This is a genomic window from Pseudomonas sp. GD03862 (assembly GCF_029840855.1).
Lineage (GTDB): Bacteria > Pseudomonadota > Gammaproteobacteria > Pseudomonadales > Pseudomonadaceae > Aquipseudomonas > Aquipseudomonas alloputida.
Genome location: NZ_JAOCDI010000004.1, coordinates 45,690 through 64,177, shown reverse-complemented (window position 1 = coordinate 64,177; position 18,488 = coordinate 45,690). Strand labels below are relative to the sequence as shown.

General features: G+C 61.8%; 12 protein-coding genes. 3 read left to right on the top strand and 9 right to left on the bottom strand.

Translation table 11 applies throughout. The annotated features are described in order from the left end of the window. Window positions 1-40: 40 nt before the first annotated feature. Complete coding sequence (gene nhaA / locus N5D53_RS04120) at window positions 41-1,402, bottom strand: Na+/H+ antiporter NhaA (protein WP_104886341.1); 1,362 nt, start codon at window positions 1,400-1,402, stop codon at window positions 41-43. A gap of 304 nt (window positions 1,403-1,706) precedes the next feature. Here nhaA and betT point away from each other — a divergent pair, with 304 nt between their 5' ends. Then, window positions 1,707-3,680, top strand: a complete 1,974-nt coding sequence (gene betT / locus N5D53_RS04115; RefSeq protein WP_010954773.1) for a choline BCCT transporter BetT — start codon at window positions 1,707-1,709, stop codon at window positions 3,678-3,680. Window positions 3,681-3,707: 27 nt separating this feature from the next. On the opposite strand, the gene N5D53_RS04110 is transcribed toward betT, so the two are convergent. The 6 genes from N5D53_RS04110 to N5D53_RS04085 all read right to left on the bottom strand — a co-directional run bounded on the left by N5D53_RS04110 (window position 3,708) and on the right by N5D53_RS04085 (window position 10,304). Further along, window positions 3,708-4,124: a DUF1850 domain-containing protein gene (locus N5D53_RS04110; protein WP_104961319.1), complete on the bottom strand. Its 417-nt coding sequence runs from the start codon at window positions 4,122-4,124 to the stop codon at window positions 3,708-3,710. Further along, complete coding sequence (locus tag N5D53_RS04105; RefSeq protein ID WP_104962863.1) at window positions 4,121-6,148, bottom strand: TRAP transporter permease; 2,028 nt, start codon at window positions 6,146-6,148, stop codon at window positions 4,121-4,123. Before N5D53_RS04105 ends, N5D53_RS04110 begins: the two co-directional genes overlap by 4 nt. A gap of 27 nt (window positions 6,149-6,175) precedes the next feature. Continuing rightward, window positions 6,176-7,126 (bottom strand): TAXI family TRAP transporter solute-binding subunit, encoded by a 951-nt coding sequence (locus N5D53_RS04100; protein WP_104961320.1) that lies wholly within the window; start codon window positions 7,124-7,126, stop codon window positions 6,176-6,178. Window positions 7,127-7,230: 104 nt separating this feature from the next. Then, the gene (locus N5D53_RS04095) at window positions 7,231-8,685 is read right to left on the bottom strand and encodes a TrkH family potassium uptake protein (RefSeq protein WP_019438240.1); all 1,455 of its coding nucleotides are present in this window, start codon (window positions 8,683-8,685) and stop codon (window positions 7,231-7,233) included. A gap of 273 nt (window positions 8,686-8,958) precedes the next feature. Next, window positions 8,959-9,600 (bottom strand): 3-oxoacid CoA-transferase subunit B, encoded by a 642-nt coding sequence (locus tag N5D53_RS04090; protein WP_104961321.1) that lies wholly within the window; start codon window positions 9,598-9,600, stop codon window positions 8,959-8,961. 8 nt (window positions 9,601-9,608) lie between these two features. After that, the gene (locus N5D53_RS04085) at window positions 9,609-10,304 is read right to left on the bottom strand and encodes a 3-oxoacid CoA-transferase subunit A (RefSeq protein ID WP_064491891.1); all 696 of its coding nucleotides are present in this window, start codon (window positions 10,302-10,304) and stop codon (window positions 9,609-9,611) included. Window positions 10,305-10,694: 390 nt separating this feature from the next. Here N5D53_RS04085 and N5D53_RS04080 point away from each other — a divergent pair, with 390 nt between their 5' ends. Both N5D53_RS04080 and N5D53_RS04075 read left to right on the top strand, forming a co-directional pair. Next, entirely contained in the window at window positions 10,695-12,860 is a 2,166-nt protein-coding gene (locus N5D53_RS04080; RefSeq protein WP_279839999.1) for a methyl-accepting chemotaxis protein, read from the top strand. 265 nt (window positions 12,861-13,125) lie between these two features. Next, window positions 13,126-13,764: a TetR family transcriptional regulator gene (locus tag N5D53_RS04075; RefSeq protein ID WP_012051871.1), complete on the top strand. Its 639-nt coding sequence runs from the start codon at window positions 13,126-13,128 to the stop codon at window positions 13,762-13,764. Window positions 13,765-13,767: 3 nt separating this feature from the next. On the opposite strand, the gene N5D53_RS04070 is transcribed toward N5D53_RS04075, so the two are convergent. Together N5D53_RS04070 and N5D53_RS04065 are read right to left on the bottom strand one after the other, a co-directional pair. Beyond that, a complete protein-coding gene (locus tag N5D53_RS04070) occupies window positions 13,768-17,331 on the bottom strand; it encodes a molybdopterin cofactor-binding domain-containing protein (protein WP_190869543.1) in 3,564 nt (1,187 codons plus the stop codon). After that, complete coding sequence (locus tag N5D53_RS04065) at window positions 17,328-17,801, bottom strand: (2Fe-2S)-binding protein (RefSeq protein ID WP_129931971.1); 474 nt, start codon at window positions 17,799-17,801, stop codon at window positions 17,328-17,330. Before N5D53_RS04065 ends, N5D53_RS04070 begins: the two co-directional genes overlap by 4 nt. Window positions 17,802-18,488: the final 687 nt, after the last annotated feature.

The window sequence follows — 18,488 nt, the reverse complement described above, 5'->3', positions numbered from 1 at the left end:
GCTTGCCCGACTGCAAGGGATCGCCAGTCTCGGAACGTGGCTAGGTGGGCGAACCTGCTTTGGTAGCAGACGCTGCGCTACGCAGGCTCCACACCCCCCAGGTCAACCCCAGCACGGCCGCGATCAACGATGCGGATAGCACGCCGAGTTTCGCTGCCCCAAGTGAGCCAGGGTCGACGAACGCGAGGTTGGCGATGAAGATCGACATGGTGAAACCGATGCCGGCCAGCAGCCCGACCAGGACAATGCTACGCCAGTTGACCTCGGCGGGAAGCACGCACCAGCCCAGGCGGACCATCAGCCAACTGACGCTGACGATGCCCAAGGGCTTTCCTGCTACCAGGGCGACAGCGACGGCGATCATGACCCACTGGGGGCCTTCTGCGGACAGGTCGACACCCGAAAGGCTGACCCCGGCGTTGGCCAAGGCAAACACCGGCATGATGCCGAAGGCTACCCAGGGGTGCAGGGTGCCTTGCATGCGCACTACCGGCGGCAGCAGTTCGCGCTGGGCCAGGCGCAGTCGTTTCAACGGGTCCATGAGGTCGCTGGCATCTTGCTCAGGCGCCTTGGCGCGCCCCAGCAATTCGCCGGTGAAGCGGGTAATGGCGTCCAGTGGGCGCTCACGCATCGGCATTGCGGTGACAGGTGTCATCAGGCCCAGCACGACACCTGCGAGGGTCGGGTGGGCGCCGGTCAACAAGATGCCCAGCCAGACGATCGCACCGGGAATGACATAGGCGTAGGCTGAACCCACTCCAATCTTCTGAAGCCCGATCACCATTAGCAGGCCGATCACTGCAACGCCGAAGCCGGTGTAATCAAGGCCGCCTGAGTAGAAGAACGCGATGATCAGGACTGCGATGATGTCATCGATGATTGCCAGGGCGAGGAGGAATACACGTACGTTGGACGGGATCGACTTGCCGAGCAGGGCCAATACGCCCACCGCAAAGGCGATATCCGTCGCCGTTGGCACGGCCCAACCTTGTTGGTCTGCTGGCGCGTGACCAAAACTCAGGTAGAGGAGTGCGGGTACCGCTACGCCGCCGACAGCGGCTGCCATGGGAAGCGTGGCTTGACGCAGGCTGGACAGTGCACCTTCGTGGATCTCGCGGCGGATCTCCATGCCCACGACCAGGAAAAAGATGGTCATCAGGCCATCATTGATCCAGAAATGCAGGGACTGCGAATAGACATGCGAGCCCACGCCGAACGTCAACGGGGTATGCCAAAGGGCTTCATAACTGTCGGCAGCCGGGGAATTCGCCCAGATCAGGGCAGCGACTGCGGCAATCAACAGAACGATGCCGCTGACCGCTTCAATGTGCAAAAAGCGTTCAAGGTTGGCGAAGGCGCGCTCGGCCAGTTTCTGGGCGCGAGGTAATTCTTGTTTATGCATAGGCACAGGTGCTCCCGCATGGCGGCCCGACCTGCGCTGTTCTTTAACCTGCCTCACTGCACCGTGCAGCTGGCACCCGTGCGGTAGTCTACCGAATAACCACTCGCAGATGAACAAAAAGCGCCAAACCATTCACTCCAATGAGGCGTCGGTTTGAGATTTTTTCCTGCAGACGTTAGGGTTTGTGGTTGTTTTCGAGCACACCGAGCTTGGCAAACGAGAGTTTATCCAGCTGCTAGCCTTGGTAAATGTCGTCGTGCCCAGGCACTGCTGTGCTCATCGCCTTGCAAGGAGAACTGCCGCTATGACTGCAGCCCCCAAACCCAGGAGCACCCTCAATCCACCTGTCTTCTACACCAGTGCGATACTTGTTTTTCTGCTGGTCTTGTACGCCACGGCATTTCAGGAGCACGCCCAAACGCTGTTCGAGCAAGTCCAGCGATGGATCATCACCAATGCCAGCTGGTTCTACATTCTTGTTGTAGCGTTGGTGTTGATCAGCGTGGTGTTTCTGGCCGTCAGCCGCTATGGCGACATCAAGCTAGGCCCTGACCACAGTGAGCCGGATTACCGAAAGAGCAGTTGGTTCGCCATGCTGTTCTCGGCAGGAATGGGGATTGGCCTCATGTTCTTCGGCGTGGCCGAACCGGTCATGCATTTCTCCACGCCGCCCGTGGGCGATCCCGGCACCGTTGCCGCGGCGCGCGAAGCCATGAAAATCACCTTTTTCCACTGGGGCCTGCATGCCTGGGCGATCTATGCCATCGTCGCGCTGATCCTGGCCTACTTCAGCTTCCGCAATGGCCTGCCGTTAACCTTGCGTTCGGCACTCTATCCGCTGATCGGTGAGCGAATCTATGGCCCTATAGGGCATGCCGTGGATGTCTTCGCCATCCTCGGCACGGTGTTTGGTGTGGCCACTTCGCTGGGTTATGGGGTATTGCAGATCAACAGCGGGTTTCATCATGTGTTCGGTTTGCCGGTAAACACCACCGTGCAAGTCATCCTCATCACCGCCACCTGCGCATTGGCGACGCTTTCGGTGGCTAGCGGCCTGGATAAAGGTATTCGCATCCTGTCCGAACTCAACCTGAGCCTGGCGGTGATCCTGATGCTGTTCGTGCTGCTGCTTGGGCCTACGGTGTTCCTGCTGCAGACCTATGTACAGAATACCGGCGCCTACCTTTCGGACATCGTCAATAAAACCTTCAATCTCTACGCTTACGAGCCCACCGACTGGATCGGCGGCTGGACCTTGCTGTACTGGGGCTGGTGGTTGTCCTGGTCGCCCTTCGTGGGTTTGTTCATCGCACGTATTTCGCGAGGGCGGACCATCCGCGAATTCGTCTGCGGCGTACTGTTCGTGCCTGCGGGTTTCACCTTGCTGTGGATGACCGTGTTCGGCGACTCGGCAATCCATATGATCCTCAACGATGGCGTGAAGGATCTGGCTGCTGTGGTCAGTGAGGACAGTTCCCTCGCGTTGTTTGCTTTCCTGGAGCATTTTCCGTTCTCCAGCATCATTTCGCTGGTCGCGGTGCTGATGGTGGTCGTGTTCTTTGTGACCTCGGCGGACTCTGGTGCGCTGGTCGTGGATATGCTCGCCTCTTCCGGACAAGGTCATTCACCCCTGTGGCAACGTATCTTCTGGTCAGTCTGCATAGGCGCAGTCGCGATCGCGTTGCTGCTGGCGAACGGTCTGAAGGCGCTGCAGACCGCGACCATTGCGAGCGCTTTGCCGTTCGCGGTCATCCTGCTGGTTGCGATTTGGGGCTTGTTCAAGGCGCTGAGTCTTGATGCGACTCGCCGCGGGTTGCGCAATCAAGCCTTGCCGGGCCCACGCCATACCCGCCACCCACACGGCGGCTGGCAGCGGAGGCTGCGCAATATTGCATTGATGCCTCGCCGGGTTCATGTCACGCGCTTTATCGCCGAGGTGGTGAGGCCGGCCTGTGAAGAGGTCGCCCAGGAGCTGCGCAAGCAAGGCTACGAGGTGAGCGTGAATGAGCGTGATGATGGGCGGGTATCTCTGGAGCTCTCCCATGCCGGTGAAGGACGTTTCCTCTACGAGGTGCGGCCACGGGCCTTCAATACGCCAAGCTTCGTCATGCGGGACACCGAAGACGGTGCCGATTCCCGCAAGTATTTCCGCGCGGAAGTGCATCTGCGAGAAGGGGGCCAGGACTACGACATCATGGGGTGGAGCCGTGACGATGTGATTGGCGACATCCTGGATCAGTACGAACGCCACCTGCATTACTTGCACGTGGTGGGCTGAAGTGGATTCGGTCCTGCCCTGTCGCCGTCAGGGCAGGGCGGTGCGCCTGCTGTCCAAAGGCGGATTCTCACAGGCCCAGAAGTCTACTGCAGCAATGCGTTCGCTCGGCGGTCCTAACCAATAGGACAGTGGCTGGCACCCGTCTGTCGTGCAGACCTGGTAGTCACCAGCCTCGGGCGTTCGCCCGGCGTGCAAGGGCTGCAGCGGTGGTAGATGACGACGATAGTGCCAAGTGCCGTCACGCAGTTGAGCGTCGTCCGGAATCTCCATGCCGGCCCCGCTGCCTTTGACCCGTGCCTCTACCAGTACCAGGCCCGCCGGGGTCACTTGGTAATCCTCTTCCCAGCGGACCTTTTCGATACTGTGCTGCCACGCAAGGGTAAAACCGTTCAGTGGCAGGCTGACCCAGACCACACCGGCCAACCCAACGCAAAGGCTGATCATGCGAGGTGGCCAGAGGCCGGTCGGCTTCGCCAGTAGTGCCAACCCAGCACTGCCGCACCCAAAGCAAAACCGACCTCATCGCTGATGGGCAGGGCAAGTATCAATGACACACCAGCCGCGAACGCCAACAGGCGCTCCCACCAGGGCATGGGGGCACGCAAATGCCCGATCGACGCACATCCCCAGAGGGCTACCGCGAACGCCGCCTTGATCACCATGTACAACGTGGAGCCCATGCTGTCACCTTGCATCATCAACGCCGGGTCATAGACCGCCATGAAGGGCACAACGAAACCGGCCAAGGCAATGCGCACCGCCCAGAAGCTGATCAACAGGCCTTTTTCCTTGGCAATCGGGGCCGCTGCAAAGCATGCCAATGCCACTGGCGGCGTCAGGTCGGCCAGGATGCCGAAATAGAACACGAACATGTGCGAGACGATCAGCGGGACCCCGAGCTCCAACAGGGCGGGGGCGGCAATGGAGCTGGTGATGATGTAGTTGGGGATGGTCGGGATGCCCATACCCAGTACCAGGCAAGTGAGCATGGTCAACACCAGCGAGAGGAACAGGTTGTCCCGTCCCAGGTCAAGGATGTATCCGGCAAAGGTGGTGGCCAGGCCGGTCAGCGAGATGACGCCGATAATGACGCCGACCAGCGCACAGGCAATGCCCACCGGCACCGCATGACGGGCACCCTCCGCGAGGGCCATGACGCATGCGTGCAGGGTGGCACGGCCGCCCTGGACAAAGCAGCACGCAATGGCCAGGCCGGCAATGACCATCAGGATCACCCCGATCCCCATGCGGAAAAAACCTGAACACAGTATCCCGAGTGCAACCCAGAAAGCCGCGCGCAGCCAGGTTTTTTGAGCGCGCAGGATGATCGCCGAGCCTAGGATGACGATGGCGGTCAGGGCCAGGCCGACCATTCCCGAGTACAAAGGCGTTCGCCCGGAAAACAACAGGGCGACCAGGACCATCAGCGGTACGAGCAGGAACCAACGTTGTCGCAACGCATCCCAGGCACTCGGGCACTGTTCGCGAGGCAAGCCGTGCAGATGGCTGCGCCGAGCCTCCAGGTGGACCATCCAGTAGACCGAGCCGAAGTACAGCAATGCTGGGATGAGCGCGGCTTTCGCCACCTCGGCGTAGGGCACGTTGATCGTCTCGGCCATGATGAACGCCACGGCGCCCATCACCGGCGGCATCAGCTGGCTGCCCATGCTGGAGGTCGCCTCGACGCCACCGGCAAATGCAGGTTTGTAGCCAAAACGCTTCATCAGCGGAATGGTGAACTGTCCGGTGGTGACGACATTGGCCACCCCCGAGCCGGTAATGGTACCCATCAGTGCCGAGGAGAACACCGACACTTTGGCCGGCCCTCCGCTGCGATGGCCGAACAGCCCCATGGCGAAATCGGTGAACAGACGAATCATGCCCGCCTGCTCAAGAAATGCGCCGAACAGGATAAACAGGTAAATGTAGGTGGCTGAGACATAGGTCGGTGTGCCATACAGCCCCTCGGTGCCGAAGGCCAACTGATTGACGATCTGATCGAGGCCGTAGCCTCGATGCGCGAGTTCGCCTGGCAAGTGTTGGCCAAGCAACCCATAGGCCAGAAACAGGGCGCAAATGATGGGCAACGCTATGCCCATGACGCGTCGCGCGGCTTCAAAGACCAAACCAATAAGCAACAGCCCCACGATCAGGTCACTGGTGGTCAGCTCACCGGAGCGTTGAATCAGATCCCCTTCGAAGTACCACTGGTATGCAGCCGTCGCCATTCCCGCAAGGCCCAGCAGCCAGGCAAGGGGTTGCCACGGCCGACGGTGGCCAACGAATGAATAGCTCAGGTACACCACCAGCAACAGGAACCCCACGTGTATTGCACGCAGTACTTGGGTGGAAATCAGAGGGAAGGCCGCCGTGGCGATCTGGAAAACCGAAAAGACCAGTGCCACGGCAAAAAGCGCGGCAGGCCAGCGATCGGTGCTGGCGTGAAGACCTTGCGCGGTATCACTCATACGCTGCTCCATGGCTCAGGAATGTCATCAGGGGAGCAGGTTTTTCTCCTTGAAGTACCTCTCTGCTCCTGGATGCAGCGGAATGGGCAGGTTCTTGGCGGCATTTTCTGCCTGGATATCTTTCGCTGCAGCGTGGGCCGTGACCAGGCGTGGAAGGTTCTCGAATATCAGCTTGGTCATCTGATAGGCCAGGTCATCGCCGATGTCGGCGCGGGTGACGAGGATGTTGTTGATGGCCGCCGTTGATACGTCCGCCTTCTGGCCATCATAGGTGTTGGCAGGAATGGTGGCGGGTTGGTAGGCATTGTTGCCAATGCGGGTGACGACCTCGGCAGGGATAGGCACGAACACTACCGGCAAGGTCGCGGCCAGGTCTCGGATAGCCGCTTGACCGAGCCCTGAGGATTGCAGCGTGGCGTCAAGCTGACGGTTCTTGATCAGTTCGACGGACTCCGCATAGGGCAGGTATTCAACTTTTCCCATGTCCTGGTAGGTAAGCCCCGCGGCTTTGAAGATGGCTCGGGCGTTCAGTTCTGTCCCGGATTTGGGGGCTCCAACCGAGATACGCTTGCCTTTGAGGTCTGACAGGGATGTGATCCCAGACTCCTTGCTGGCGACGATCTGGATGTAGTTCGGGTAGGTACCTGCGATGGCACGGAGTTTCTTCAAGGGCGTTTTGAATCCAGCCTCTGCATCGCCCTTCCAGGCATCTGCCACCGAATCCCCCAGTGCGAATGCCAACTCCCCTCGACCGGCTTGCAACAGGTTGAGGTTCTCTACCGAGGCCTTGGTGGCTTGCACCGTGGTCTTGCTGCCCTCTATGCCGTGGCTGTAGATCTGTGAAATGCCTACGCCTACCGGGTAATAGACACCACTGGTACCGCCTGTGAGGATGTTGATGAAGGTCGGTGCGGCCTGGGCAGCCGCGCTGACAGCAAACAAGGTGCTGGCCAATGCCAGGCGAAGGGCTGGGTTCATGGCGTCGTTCTCCGCTTGTTGTTGTTATTCCTGCGCCAGTAAACCTAGAACGAATATGCTGTCCCTGCCCAATTTTATGGCTGATTGGCTGGATGGCCTCTGCTCTAGAATCGCCAGAAGACTGGCGAGACCAGTACCAGTACGGTGAGGATCTCGAGCCGTCCAAGCAGCATGCCAACCGTCAGCAACCATTTCGCTGCGTCCGGCAAGGAGGCGAAATTACCTGCTGGACCGATAAGCGTGCCCAGGCCTGGACCGACGTTGCACACGGCGGTGGCCGCCCCGCTCAACGCCGTCATCCAGTCGAGTCCTATCAAAGACAGGCCCAGGGCGATGACCGCAATGGTGACGGTGAAGAAGAACGAGAACGTCAGCAGTGACCGTACGATCTCTTCATCGATGGGATGCCCATTGTATTTCTTCGAGATCGTTGCCCGTGGATGGATCAACTGCTTCAGGCTGCTGACAAGCAAGGCAGCGGCCACCTGGAACCGGAATATTTTCAAACCGCCAGCGGTGGAGCCCGAGCACCCGCCGACAAACGTCAGGTAAAAGAACAGCATGATGGCGAAGCTGCCCCAGAGCGTGTAATCACCCACGGCAACGCCTGTTGTGGTTACTACCGAGGTCACATTCACCGCAACAATACGAAACGCATCCCACCAGGCCAGATCGCTGTGCAGGCAGAGCCAGGTTCCGACGGTGAGCCAGACGAAGACGAGAAAACCAATGAAACCGCGAACTTGATGGTCCTTGAGCAGGATGCCTCGATGGCCACGCAGCGTGGCGACATACAGCGTGAAGGGCAGGCTGCCGAGTATCATGATGACCACAGCCACCCAGTGCACCGCTGGCTGCTCCCAATGGCCCAGCGAGGCATCCGAGGTAGAGAAACCACCGGTTGAAACCAGCGACATCGAATGATTGATGGCTTCGAACGGGGTCATGCCGGCAGCCCACAATGCCCCTGTCCCCAATGCAGTCAGGCCCAGGTAGACCAGCAGGATTATCTTGGCTGCCACATGCGAACGCGGCGTCACTTTGTCAGACCAATCCGAAGACTCGGTCTGGAACAGGCGCATGCCGCCCACGCGCAGCAGTGGCAGGATCGCCACGGCCATGCCGATAAAACCAATGCCTCCCAGCCAGTGCAGCAGCGAACGCCATATCAGCAGCCCCGGTGATGCACTGTCCAGGCCGGTCAGCACGGTCGAGCCGGTGGTGGTGATTCCTGACATGGTTTCGAAGAACGCGTCCGTGTAACTGATGTGTCGAATGAACACCATTGGCAGCGCCGCGAATGCGCACACGATGACCCAGCTTGCCGTCGTGAGCAGATACATGTCCCTGGTCCGCAGTTGCGGTGTGTCGGGTACGCCGCGGGCCACCATGAGCAGGCCGACACACAGAACGATCAGGCTCGACCAGACGAATGCACCGAGGTCGTCGCTGCGGTCGTACACCAGCAGCGTCAGCATTGGAATCACCATGCTGACGGCCAACGTGATCAGGAATACACCAATAATGAAGGCGATGAAACGCAATGCAGGAAGCGGCATTGAGGGAGCTCGTTGGGACAGTGCCGGCAGTATTGCCTGCTTTACGGTAATGTCGAGTAAAAAAGGCGTAAAGTCGTGGCCGGCAATTTTTTACGCCGCTATCTGGCTCCCGCTCGATAGCTCATTGGGTTGACCTCTCCGAGAGTTCTCGTCTATCGGCTCCGAAGCGGTTGGAAAGGCGGCCTCAAGCACCGCGTGCTCCCTGCTCGCGGCGCTTGTGCGGCACTATCGATAGTGCCGCAGAGGGCATGGAAAGCCCTAAGGCTTCCTGGATCACTTGATCAGCGGCACGCCACTGAGTTTCTGCAGTTCGTCAAACTCGATGTCCGCGCAGATTTCGACCACTTTCAGCCCTTCAGGTGTCACTTCCAGTACGGCCAGGTCGGTATAGATGCGGCTGACGCAAGCGATACCGGTCAGCGGGTAGGTGCACTCGGGCACCAGCTTGCTTTCGCCGGTCTTGGTCAGGTGGTCCATCATCACGAACACCTGGCGGGCGCCGGTGGCCAGGTCCATTGCACCGCCGACGGCCGGGATCGAGCCTTCGGCACCCGTGTGCCAATTGGCCAGGTCGCCCTTGACCGACACTTGGAAGGCCCCCAGTACGGCGATGTCCAGGTGGCCGCCACGCATCATCGAGAACGAATCGGCATGGTGGAAGAAGGCACCACCGGTCAGCAGGGTGACGTGCTGCTTGCCGGCGTTGATCAGGTCATCGTCTTCCTCGCCCGGCGCAGGGCTTGGGCCCATGCCCAGCAGGCCGTTTTCGCTGTGCAGGAACACTTCCTTGTCGCCCAGGTAGTTGGCCACCAGGGTTGGCGCGCCAATGCCCAGGTTTACATACGCGCCTTCCTGGATGTCTGCGGCCACGCGTTGGGCCATCTCGGTGCGGGAGAGCTTTTTGGTGATGGTCATGGCAGGCCTCAGACAGCTTTGGCAATCGAAGAAGCGGTAGCACCGGTGACGGCGACCACGCGCTGGACGAAGATACCCGGGGTGATGATGTGTTCCGGGTCCAGTTCACCGAGTTCGACGACCTGGTCGACCTGGGCGATGGCGGTCTTGGCAGCCATGGCCATGATCGGGCCGAAGTTGCGGGCGGCCTTGCGGTAGGTCAGGTTGCCCCAACGGTCACCCTTGTGCGCCTTGATCAGTGCGAAGTCGGCGTGCAGCGGCATTTCCAGCACGTACATGCGGCCGTCGATCTCACGGGTTTCCTTGCCCTCGGCCAGCAGGGTGCCGTAGCCGGTTGGCGAGAAGAACGCACCAATGCCGGAGCCTGCGGCGCGGATACGCTCGGCCAGGTTGCCCTGCGGGACCACTTCCAGCTCGATCTTGCCGGCGCGGTACAGTTCGTCGAACACGTAGGAGTCGGACTGGCGCGGGAACGAGCAGACCACCTTGCGCACGCTGCCTGCCATGAGCAGGGCGGCCAGGCCGATCTCGCCGTTGCCGGCGTTGTTGCTGATGATGGTCAGGTCGCGGGCACCGGTGGCAATGAGGCCATCGATCAGCTCGGACGGCATGCCAGCCGTGCCGAAGCCACCGACCATGATGGTCGAACCGTCGGTAATCCCTTCCACCGCGCTGGCGATGGACTCGTACGTTTTATTGATCAAGGCGAGCTCCTGGTTGTTCCTGGAGTTGTGGTTGTCGGGCTGGCCGGAGCGCGTGAAGCGATGGGGCCTGTCAGCACTTGAAATAGCTTGCTGACTTTCGCTATAGCGTGCCGCAAGATAGGGCAACAGTAGAGAGGCTTTGGCTGAATTTGTGCGATTATCGAACTGTTGTGCGATCTGCGAGCAGTTCTGGAGGCTATTTGCCTCATTTCAGTTGAATGCTTAAACCGCTCATTTTTGCCCGTGGCTGGTGCGTTCTGGGGTTGCCTGCCGGCATCTTGCACTGATGAAGTGCATCCACTCCGCGGGATCGCCGATTAATCATGCCTCCCGCCGTTGGCGTGCGACTTGCTATCAGATTGCCATTCGATGTCGCGTATGGTGAAGATAATGTCGCTTTCCAGTGGTTCGATGCAGTTATCGTCGAGTGAAAAGGGCTGGCTGCCGTGGTTTGGCAAAACCGGCAAATTCAGCATGGGCTGGGCGTGCCGCCTTAACCGGGCCAGTTACCCGCAGGTCGAGCAAACCTTCGAAGCCATCGCTCAGACCCGCGTGCAGTTGCTGCATGAGTGGGTGCGCGAACAGTGGGAGCACCTGGCCGACCTGGCCGAGCAGGTGGCGCCCGGGCTCGCTCAAGTCGATAGCGCGATGTTGCGCAACACGCTGGCCCAGGCGGAGGACTTTTCCGAACTGTTTGTCGTCGATGTGCACGGCAGCGTCATCGCTTCGACCTGGCCCCAGCGTGGCACGCCACGTATCGAGTACTTGGCAGCCCTGGCGCAGGGGCTGAAAGCACCGTTTCTGCACGGGCCCTACAGCGACTCGCTGACCTTGCAGATCGGCCCGTCTTCCTCGCGCTTCCACGATGAAGTCACGTTGATGTTCTACCAGCCCCTCATGCACGAGGGCAAAGTGCTGGGTTGTCTGTGTGGGCGGGTGCCCAACGATGTGCTGGGTGACCTGATCCAGCGCGAGGCAGGGCACATTTACCCCGAGTCGGGCGACAACTACCTGTTCATGGCGCAATCGCGCTTCGACCCCACCATACAACCCGGTACCGCGTTGTCCCGCTCGCGCTTCGAGGACGCCACTTTCACCCATGGCGAAAACCTCAAGAACGGTGTGCACACGCCCTGGGCCACTGTACAGGTCCAGCGCCATACCGAGCTGGAGCTTCGTTTCACCGACCCTTCCACGCGGGAACTGCACCCTGGAGTGAGGGAAACGATCAGGCGCGGTGCCAACCTGTTCGTGACCTACCCCGGCTATTCGGACTACCGTCATGTGCCAGTGGTGGGCAAGGGCGTGACCTTCCAGCTGCCGGGCTCGCCCGACCGCTGGGGCATGATGTGCGAGGCGGACCTGGAAGAGGTCTACCGCCGGCGTTCGCTGAGCTACGGGTTGATGAAACCCTATGTGGCGATCATGGCGGGGCTGTTCGGCTGTAATTACCTGGTGCAGCACTATGCAGGCCTGCCGCAAGGACTGACTGACGTGATCGAGGCCGTGAGCATGCTGGGCGCCACCTTGTTGTTTGGCGTGCTCGGGCCCAAGCGCCTGGCCGCCAGGTTGAATGGCATGAGCAGTGTGCTATGCACCATCGCCGAGGGTGAAGGCAACCTGCGCCAGCGCCTGGATACCAGCACCTTGGCCAATGATGAGAGCGGCGACATGGCACGCTGGATCAACAGCTTCATCGACCGCCTGGACGCGGTGGTCGGGCAGGTGGTCAAGGCCAGCCGCACGGTCGGCAGCACCAACCAGATGATGCTCGGGCGCAGCCAGGAGGCCAGCGTAAGCTCCGCCGACGTGGCCGACGCTGTGCACCAGATGATGATCATCATGGAAGAGCAACTCGGCGAACTGCAGCAGGCCTCGGTCAGCGCCGAGCAGATGAAGCAGGCCATGGACGAAGTGGTCAGCCGCGCACGCGCGCAGTACCAGGCGGTGCAGGCGGGCACGCAGTCGATCCGCGATGTGGTGGCGCGCTCATCATCCAGCGTGCAGCGGCTCGACAGCCGCATGGTCGAGATCGACAACATCACCGGGTTGATCAGCGAAATCACCAACCAGACCAACCTGCTGGCGCTCAATGCCGCTATCGAGGCGGCGCGTGCCGGGGAGCATGGCCGTGGCTTCGCGGTGGTGGCCGACGAGGTGCGCAGCCTGGCCGCACGCACCTCGCGTGCCGCCGACGACATTCGCCACATGGTCGAGAGCCTGCAGGGCGAAACCCGGCAGGCGGTAAGCTTCATGGAGCAGGGCGTGCAGGACGTCGACAACAGCCTGCGCCTGGCGGAGGACGCCTCTTCCGAAAATGTACAGCTGCACCAGGCGGTGGAGAGCATGTTCGCCATTATCCAGCAGCTCAACCGTCGCAGCGTGGAATACGGCAAGACGATCGAGCAGGTCAACCAGTCCTCCAGCGAGATGCGCCAGACCGCCCTGGTGCTGCAAAGCAGTGCGCAGAAGGTGAAGGTGGATGCTGGCAAGTTGCAGAAGCTGGTGGGGCAGTTCGAAGTCAGCGATGATGGCGAACGAGGCGTCGCTGCTTGAGTAACGCACCTGTCCGGTAACCCGGGAGTCCGTCATGATCCGGCTGGCTGTACGTGCCACTCATCAGGTGCAAGCCAGCCCCGATGACTGCTGACTTCCAGGCAGGAGTGGGTATGCTCGCGCAGAAAGCAAAACGATCAACGGCAGCGGCTCTGCCGGTGTTAGCCGGTCTGCCATCTCCGCCCTCAGCCCAGCCGAAAAAGCCGCGCAATGGCTCAATGTCTGTGGCAGTGTTGGGTATCTGGCCAGCCCCACAGGGACCGACATGCAAACTCGCAAAACCGGTGTTCGCGCCCAGCAGGCCGACCGCACCCGGGACAATATTCTCAAGGCCGCAGTGAAGGTCTTCAGCAAGGAAGGCTTCACTGGCGGGCGCATCGAGCAGATCTCCACGCTGGCCAAGTCCAACGACCGGATGATCTATTACTACTTCGGCAGCAAGGAAAAGCTGTTCATCAGTGTGCTGGAACACATCTATGCCAGCTTCAACCAGGCCGAAGCGAAGCTGCGCCTCGACCTCGCCGACCCTGAGCAGGCCCTGCGCGAGCTGGTGGCGTTTATCTGGGACTATTATGTGCGCCACCCCGAATTCGTCACCATCCTCGCCACCGAAAACCTTCACCAGGGCTTGCACGCGCGCAAGTCGCAAAACCTCAGGGCGCTGTCCGGCGAAGCGGTCGGCGTGCTGCGGCCGATCATCGAGGCAGGACAGGCAAAGGGCCTGTTCCGCGACGATATCTGCATTACCCACGCCTACCTGATGATTGCCTCGCTCTGCTACTTCTATAACTCCAACCGCCACACGCTCAGCTCGTTCCTGGCCGTGGACCTGGCCGACAAGCAGGCCAAGGCCGATTGGCTGGCCTTCATCAGTGACCTTGCGCTGCGCGGCTTGCGCCGCTGAGCCTCAGTGGCTGCCAGGGTTGGCGCGTACCTGCGCAGCCTTGGACGCCAGCCCTTGCCAGGCCGGTTTGTCGGCGGCAAAACGATGGCGCAGGTAGGCCGCGAGGTCGGCTACCTGGCGGTCCGACAGGCTGTCCTTGAAACCGGGCATGTAGCCCAGGTCGCGGGTTGCCGGGGTCGGAATGCCGTGCAGCACCACGCGCAGCAGGTTGTCCGGCAGGTCGCTGTGGACGTTGCTGTTGACCGCCATCGACGGGCTGACGCCAAACAGCTTCGGCCCCAGCCCATCACTGTGGCAGGCCAGGCACGCACCTTTGAATACCCGCTCGCCGTTGCTCAGCGACACGTGCGTGTCCACCTGGGGCGCGGCATTGGCGGCCAGTGCCTGCGGCTCGCCATCCAGGGAGCTGAGGTAGTGGGCGATGGCGCGCACGTCGCTTTTTGGCAGGGTGGCAAGCTCACTGACCACCGGGCCCATGGGGCCGGCCGCCACGCCGTGTTTTTCGGAGAAGCCAGTGCTGAGGTAGTTGAACAACTCGTCTTCGCTCCACGGCGTCGATGACTTGCCCAGGGCATTCAAGGCCGGGGCCTCCCAGCCATCGACCATGCCGCCGGCAAGGTAGCTGCTACCGCCTTTTTCTGCACCCATCAGGTTGCGCGGCGAATGGCAGGCCGTGCAGTGGCCCAGGCCGTCGACCAGGTAGGCACCGCGGTTCCACTGCGCGCTGCGCTGCGGGTCGGGCTGGTATTCGCCGCGTTGCAGAAACAGCGCATTCCAGCCGGCCATCAGCGGCCGCTGGTTGAACGGGAAGCGCATCTGGTTGGCGGGCGCTTCCTGGCGTACCGGGGTTTGCGACATCAGGTAGGCATACAGCGCTTGCATGTCGGCGTCGTTGATGTTGCGAAACGAGGTGTAGGGAAACGCCGGGTACAGGTGCCGGCCATCGCGGCTGATACCTTCGCGCATGGCCCGCTCGAAGGCGGCGAAGGACCAGCGGCCGATACCGGTTTCCGGGTCGGGGGTGATATTGGTGCTGTACAACGTGCCGAAAGGCGTATCCATTGCCAGCCCCCCGGCATTGGCCTTGCCGCCGCTGACCGTATGGCACACGGCGCAGTCGCCGGCCGCCGCCACCTGGCGCCCGCGCTCGAGCATGGCGGCGCTCCAGCTGCCGACACCAGGTGGCGTTACCGGGGCGATTTCGGCGCGCCAGGGCAAGGCGGTGGCAAGCATGCCCAATGCAGCGCCGAACACTCCGGCCAGCGAGCCGAACCACCACTTCGAACGCTTGGTTGACGGCTGCGCTGGCGCGGGCGCATCTGGCCCTTGGCCTTCGCCACCGAGCGCAGCGCGCACGCGTTCGGCTGTGATCGGCAGCTCGCGAAAACGAATGCCGGTGGCGTCGAAAATGGCATTGGCGATGGCCGCTGCGCTGGGTACCGAGGCTGATTCGCCGCTGCCCATTGGCGGCTCGTGCTGGCGCGGCAGCATCATTACGTCGATAGCTGGCACCTCGGGGAAGGTCAGGATCGGGTAGCCGCCCCATTCCTTGCTCGCCACTGTCGATTCTTCGAAACTGACCTGCTCCTTGAGCACCCGGCTGGTGGACTGGATGACGTTACCGTGGATCTGGTGACGCACACCCTCGGGGTTGACCATCATCCCGGCATCGTGGCCGATCACCACGCGGGTGACGGCCACTTCGCCCGTGCGCCGGTCCACTGCGACATCGGCCACCCAGGCTGCCCAGGCCGCGCCGAAGCCGGGGAATTTACTGTGGATATAGCGCGCATAGGCAAAGCCCCTGCCGCGCAGCACATCACCTTCGGCCTGTGTCTGCATGGGCCGGGTATGCGGCTGCCATTGCGCGCGTTCAGCGGTGGCTTTGACCAAGTCGATGGCGCGCGGGTCGGACAGGTGCTTGAGGCGATATTCGACCGGGTCGACGCCAGCGGCGAAGGCCAGCTCATCAATGTACGACTCGTGGGCGAAGCTGTTGGGCATGGCCGACACCCCCCGCATCCACGAGGCGCGCACCAGTGGCGTCATGTCATTGATGGTGACGCGCATGTGTTGGTAATCATAAGGTGGGATCGACGTGCGATCGCCCATCTCGAACAGCGCCGGCACCGGCTCCACGGCACCGGTCAGTAGCAGGGCCAGGGTGGGCGCGCCATTGGACGGGTAGCTGGTCTGGAAGTCATAGGCGGCCACGCTGCCATCGGCGTTCAGGCCGCCGTCGATTTCCATCAACTGCGCGGTGCCCTTGGGCTCCCACACGTGTTCCTGTTCGCGGGTCAGCTGCACCCGCACCGGGCGCTGCACCGCACGCGACAGCAGCACCGCGTCGGCGCACACGTCATCGGCGCAGTTACGGCCATAACAACCGGCTGCTTCCATGCGAATGATCTCGATGCGTGCTTCATCGCACGCCAGCAGCCAGGCCAGGTCTGCGCGCAGCAGGTGCGGGTTCTGCGTACCTGACCACACGCGGATCTGCCCTGCGGTGAAGTCGGCCAGCGCACATGATGGGCCGATCGATGCGTGCAGCTGGTAAGGCCATAGGTAGCTGCGGCTCAGGCGCTGGCTGGCGTTGGCGATGCTGCCGTCGACATCGCCCTGGTCCAGCACGGTGCGCTGCACGCGCGGGTTGTCGCGGATGGCCTGGGCGACATCGCTAAGGTCGGGCAGCTTGCCTGTGAATGGCTTCCAGCTGATTTTCAGCTCATGGGCTGCACGGATGGCTTGCTCTTCGCGCTCTGCCACCACGCCGACGAAGTCGCGGATGACCACCACGGCGACCACGCCGGGTAGATGGGCGATGGAGGATTCATCCACCGCCAGCAGGCTGTTGCCGACAAAGTCGCCGCTGTCATGGCCGGCATAGGGCGGGCGGATGACCCGACCGTGAAGCATGTTGGGCAGGCGCATGTCGTGCACATAGGTCAGCTCGCCGGTGGCCTTGCCAGGGATGTCTACCCGAGGGGCGCTGCGCCCGACCAAGCGGTAGTCTTCGATGGCCTTGAGCGGGGCGTCGTCGGCAATGTGCAGCTGGTGGTTCTCGCCTTGCACCAGTTCGGCGAAGCTCAGCGTGCTGCCGTTACTGGCGATAACCGTGCCGTCTTCAATGCGCAGCATTTCGGGCGGGCAGCCAAGGCGTAGGGCGGCCTGTTGCAACAGATAGCGTCGCGCTGTGGCTGCAGCCTTGCGCAGCGGTACCGCGGAAATCTGCAGGGTGGCGCTGGCTATGGTCGCGCCCTGGTTGGGGGCCCGCTCGGTGTCGCCCAGCACCATGTGCACCTGGTCCATGCGCAGGTCCAGCTCTTCGGCGACGATTTGCGCCAGCGAGGTGCGGATACCAGTGCCCAGGTCGACATGACCATTGAAGGCGTAGACCATGCCGTCGTCGCTGACCGCGATGAACAACGCCAGCTCACGTTCCTTGACTATAGGTGTCACGCCCTTGGCCACAGGGCCTGAGGGCGGGGTGATCTGGTCGACGATCAGCAATACGCCGGTCTTGGCCAGCAGTTGGTCGCGGCTGGGCACCTGTTGTGAGTGGTTCATGGCTTTCTCCGGGTCTCGGCAGCGCGGCGCACGGCGCGCAGGATTTCGACGTGGGTGCCGCAGCGGCACAGATTGCCGGACAGCTCATTGCGAATCTGTTCGTCGCTGGGGTCGGTAATGCGATCGAGCAGGGCCTTGGCAGTCATGATCATGCCGTTCATGCAGTAACCACACTGGGCCGCCTGCTCGTCGATGAACGCCTGTTGCACGGGGTGCGGCGCGGCCTTGCTGCCCAGCCCTTCGAGGGTGGTGATATTGCGGCCGGCGGCGCCGGCCAAGGGGATGACGCAGGAGCGGGCGGCCACGCCGTCGATGATCACCGTACACGCCCCGCATTCGCCCAGGCCGCAGCCGTACTTGGGGCCGTTCAGGCACAGGTCGTTGCGCAGGATCAGCAGCAGCGGGGTGTCAGGCATGGCGCTGACTTCGACGGGCTGGCCGTTGACCTGCAGGGAGATGGTTGTTTGCATTATTGGCTCATCTCTGGAGGTTGCTTGCGCTACCAAAGGACTCAAATGACGCGAGCGTTTCGGTAAGTACTCACTACATGAAATGAGTGAGCAAGAAGCAGGCCAGAGATGAATCTGCAGAGAACTGTGATGGTGGGGCAGGGATGAAGATTGTCGGCGCCGGGGAAACCGAGCGCCGCCCGCGCGGCGCATCTCGCTGTGCCGAACCCCCGATGTTGTGTGTGTGTAGGAGCGGGTTTACCCGCGAATACGGTCGTGGCGGCACCGGTGATCGGCAGGTGGAGATTGGCCAGCAGGACCGGCCCATTCGCGGGTGAACCCGTTCCTACGACGGCCTGTGCCGAACCCGCGATGTTGTGCCGAACCCCCGATGCGTGTGTAGGAGCGGGTTTACCCGCGAATACGGTGGTGGCGGCACCGGTGATCGGAGGTGGAGATTGGCCAGCAGGACCGGCCCATTCGCGGGTGAACCCGCTCCTACGGCGGCCTGTGCCGAACCTGCGATGTTGTGCCGAACCCCCGATGCGTGTGTAGGAGCGGGTTTACCCGCGAATACGGTGGTGGCGGCAACGGTGATCGGCAGGTGGAGATTGGCCAGCAGGGCCGGCCCATTCGCGGGTGAACCCGCTCCTACGACGGCCTGTGCCAAACCCGCGATGTTGTGCCGAACCCCCGATGTTGTGTGTG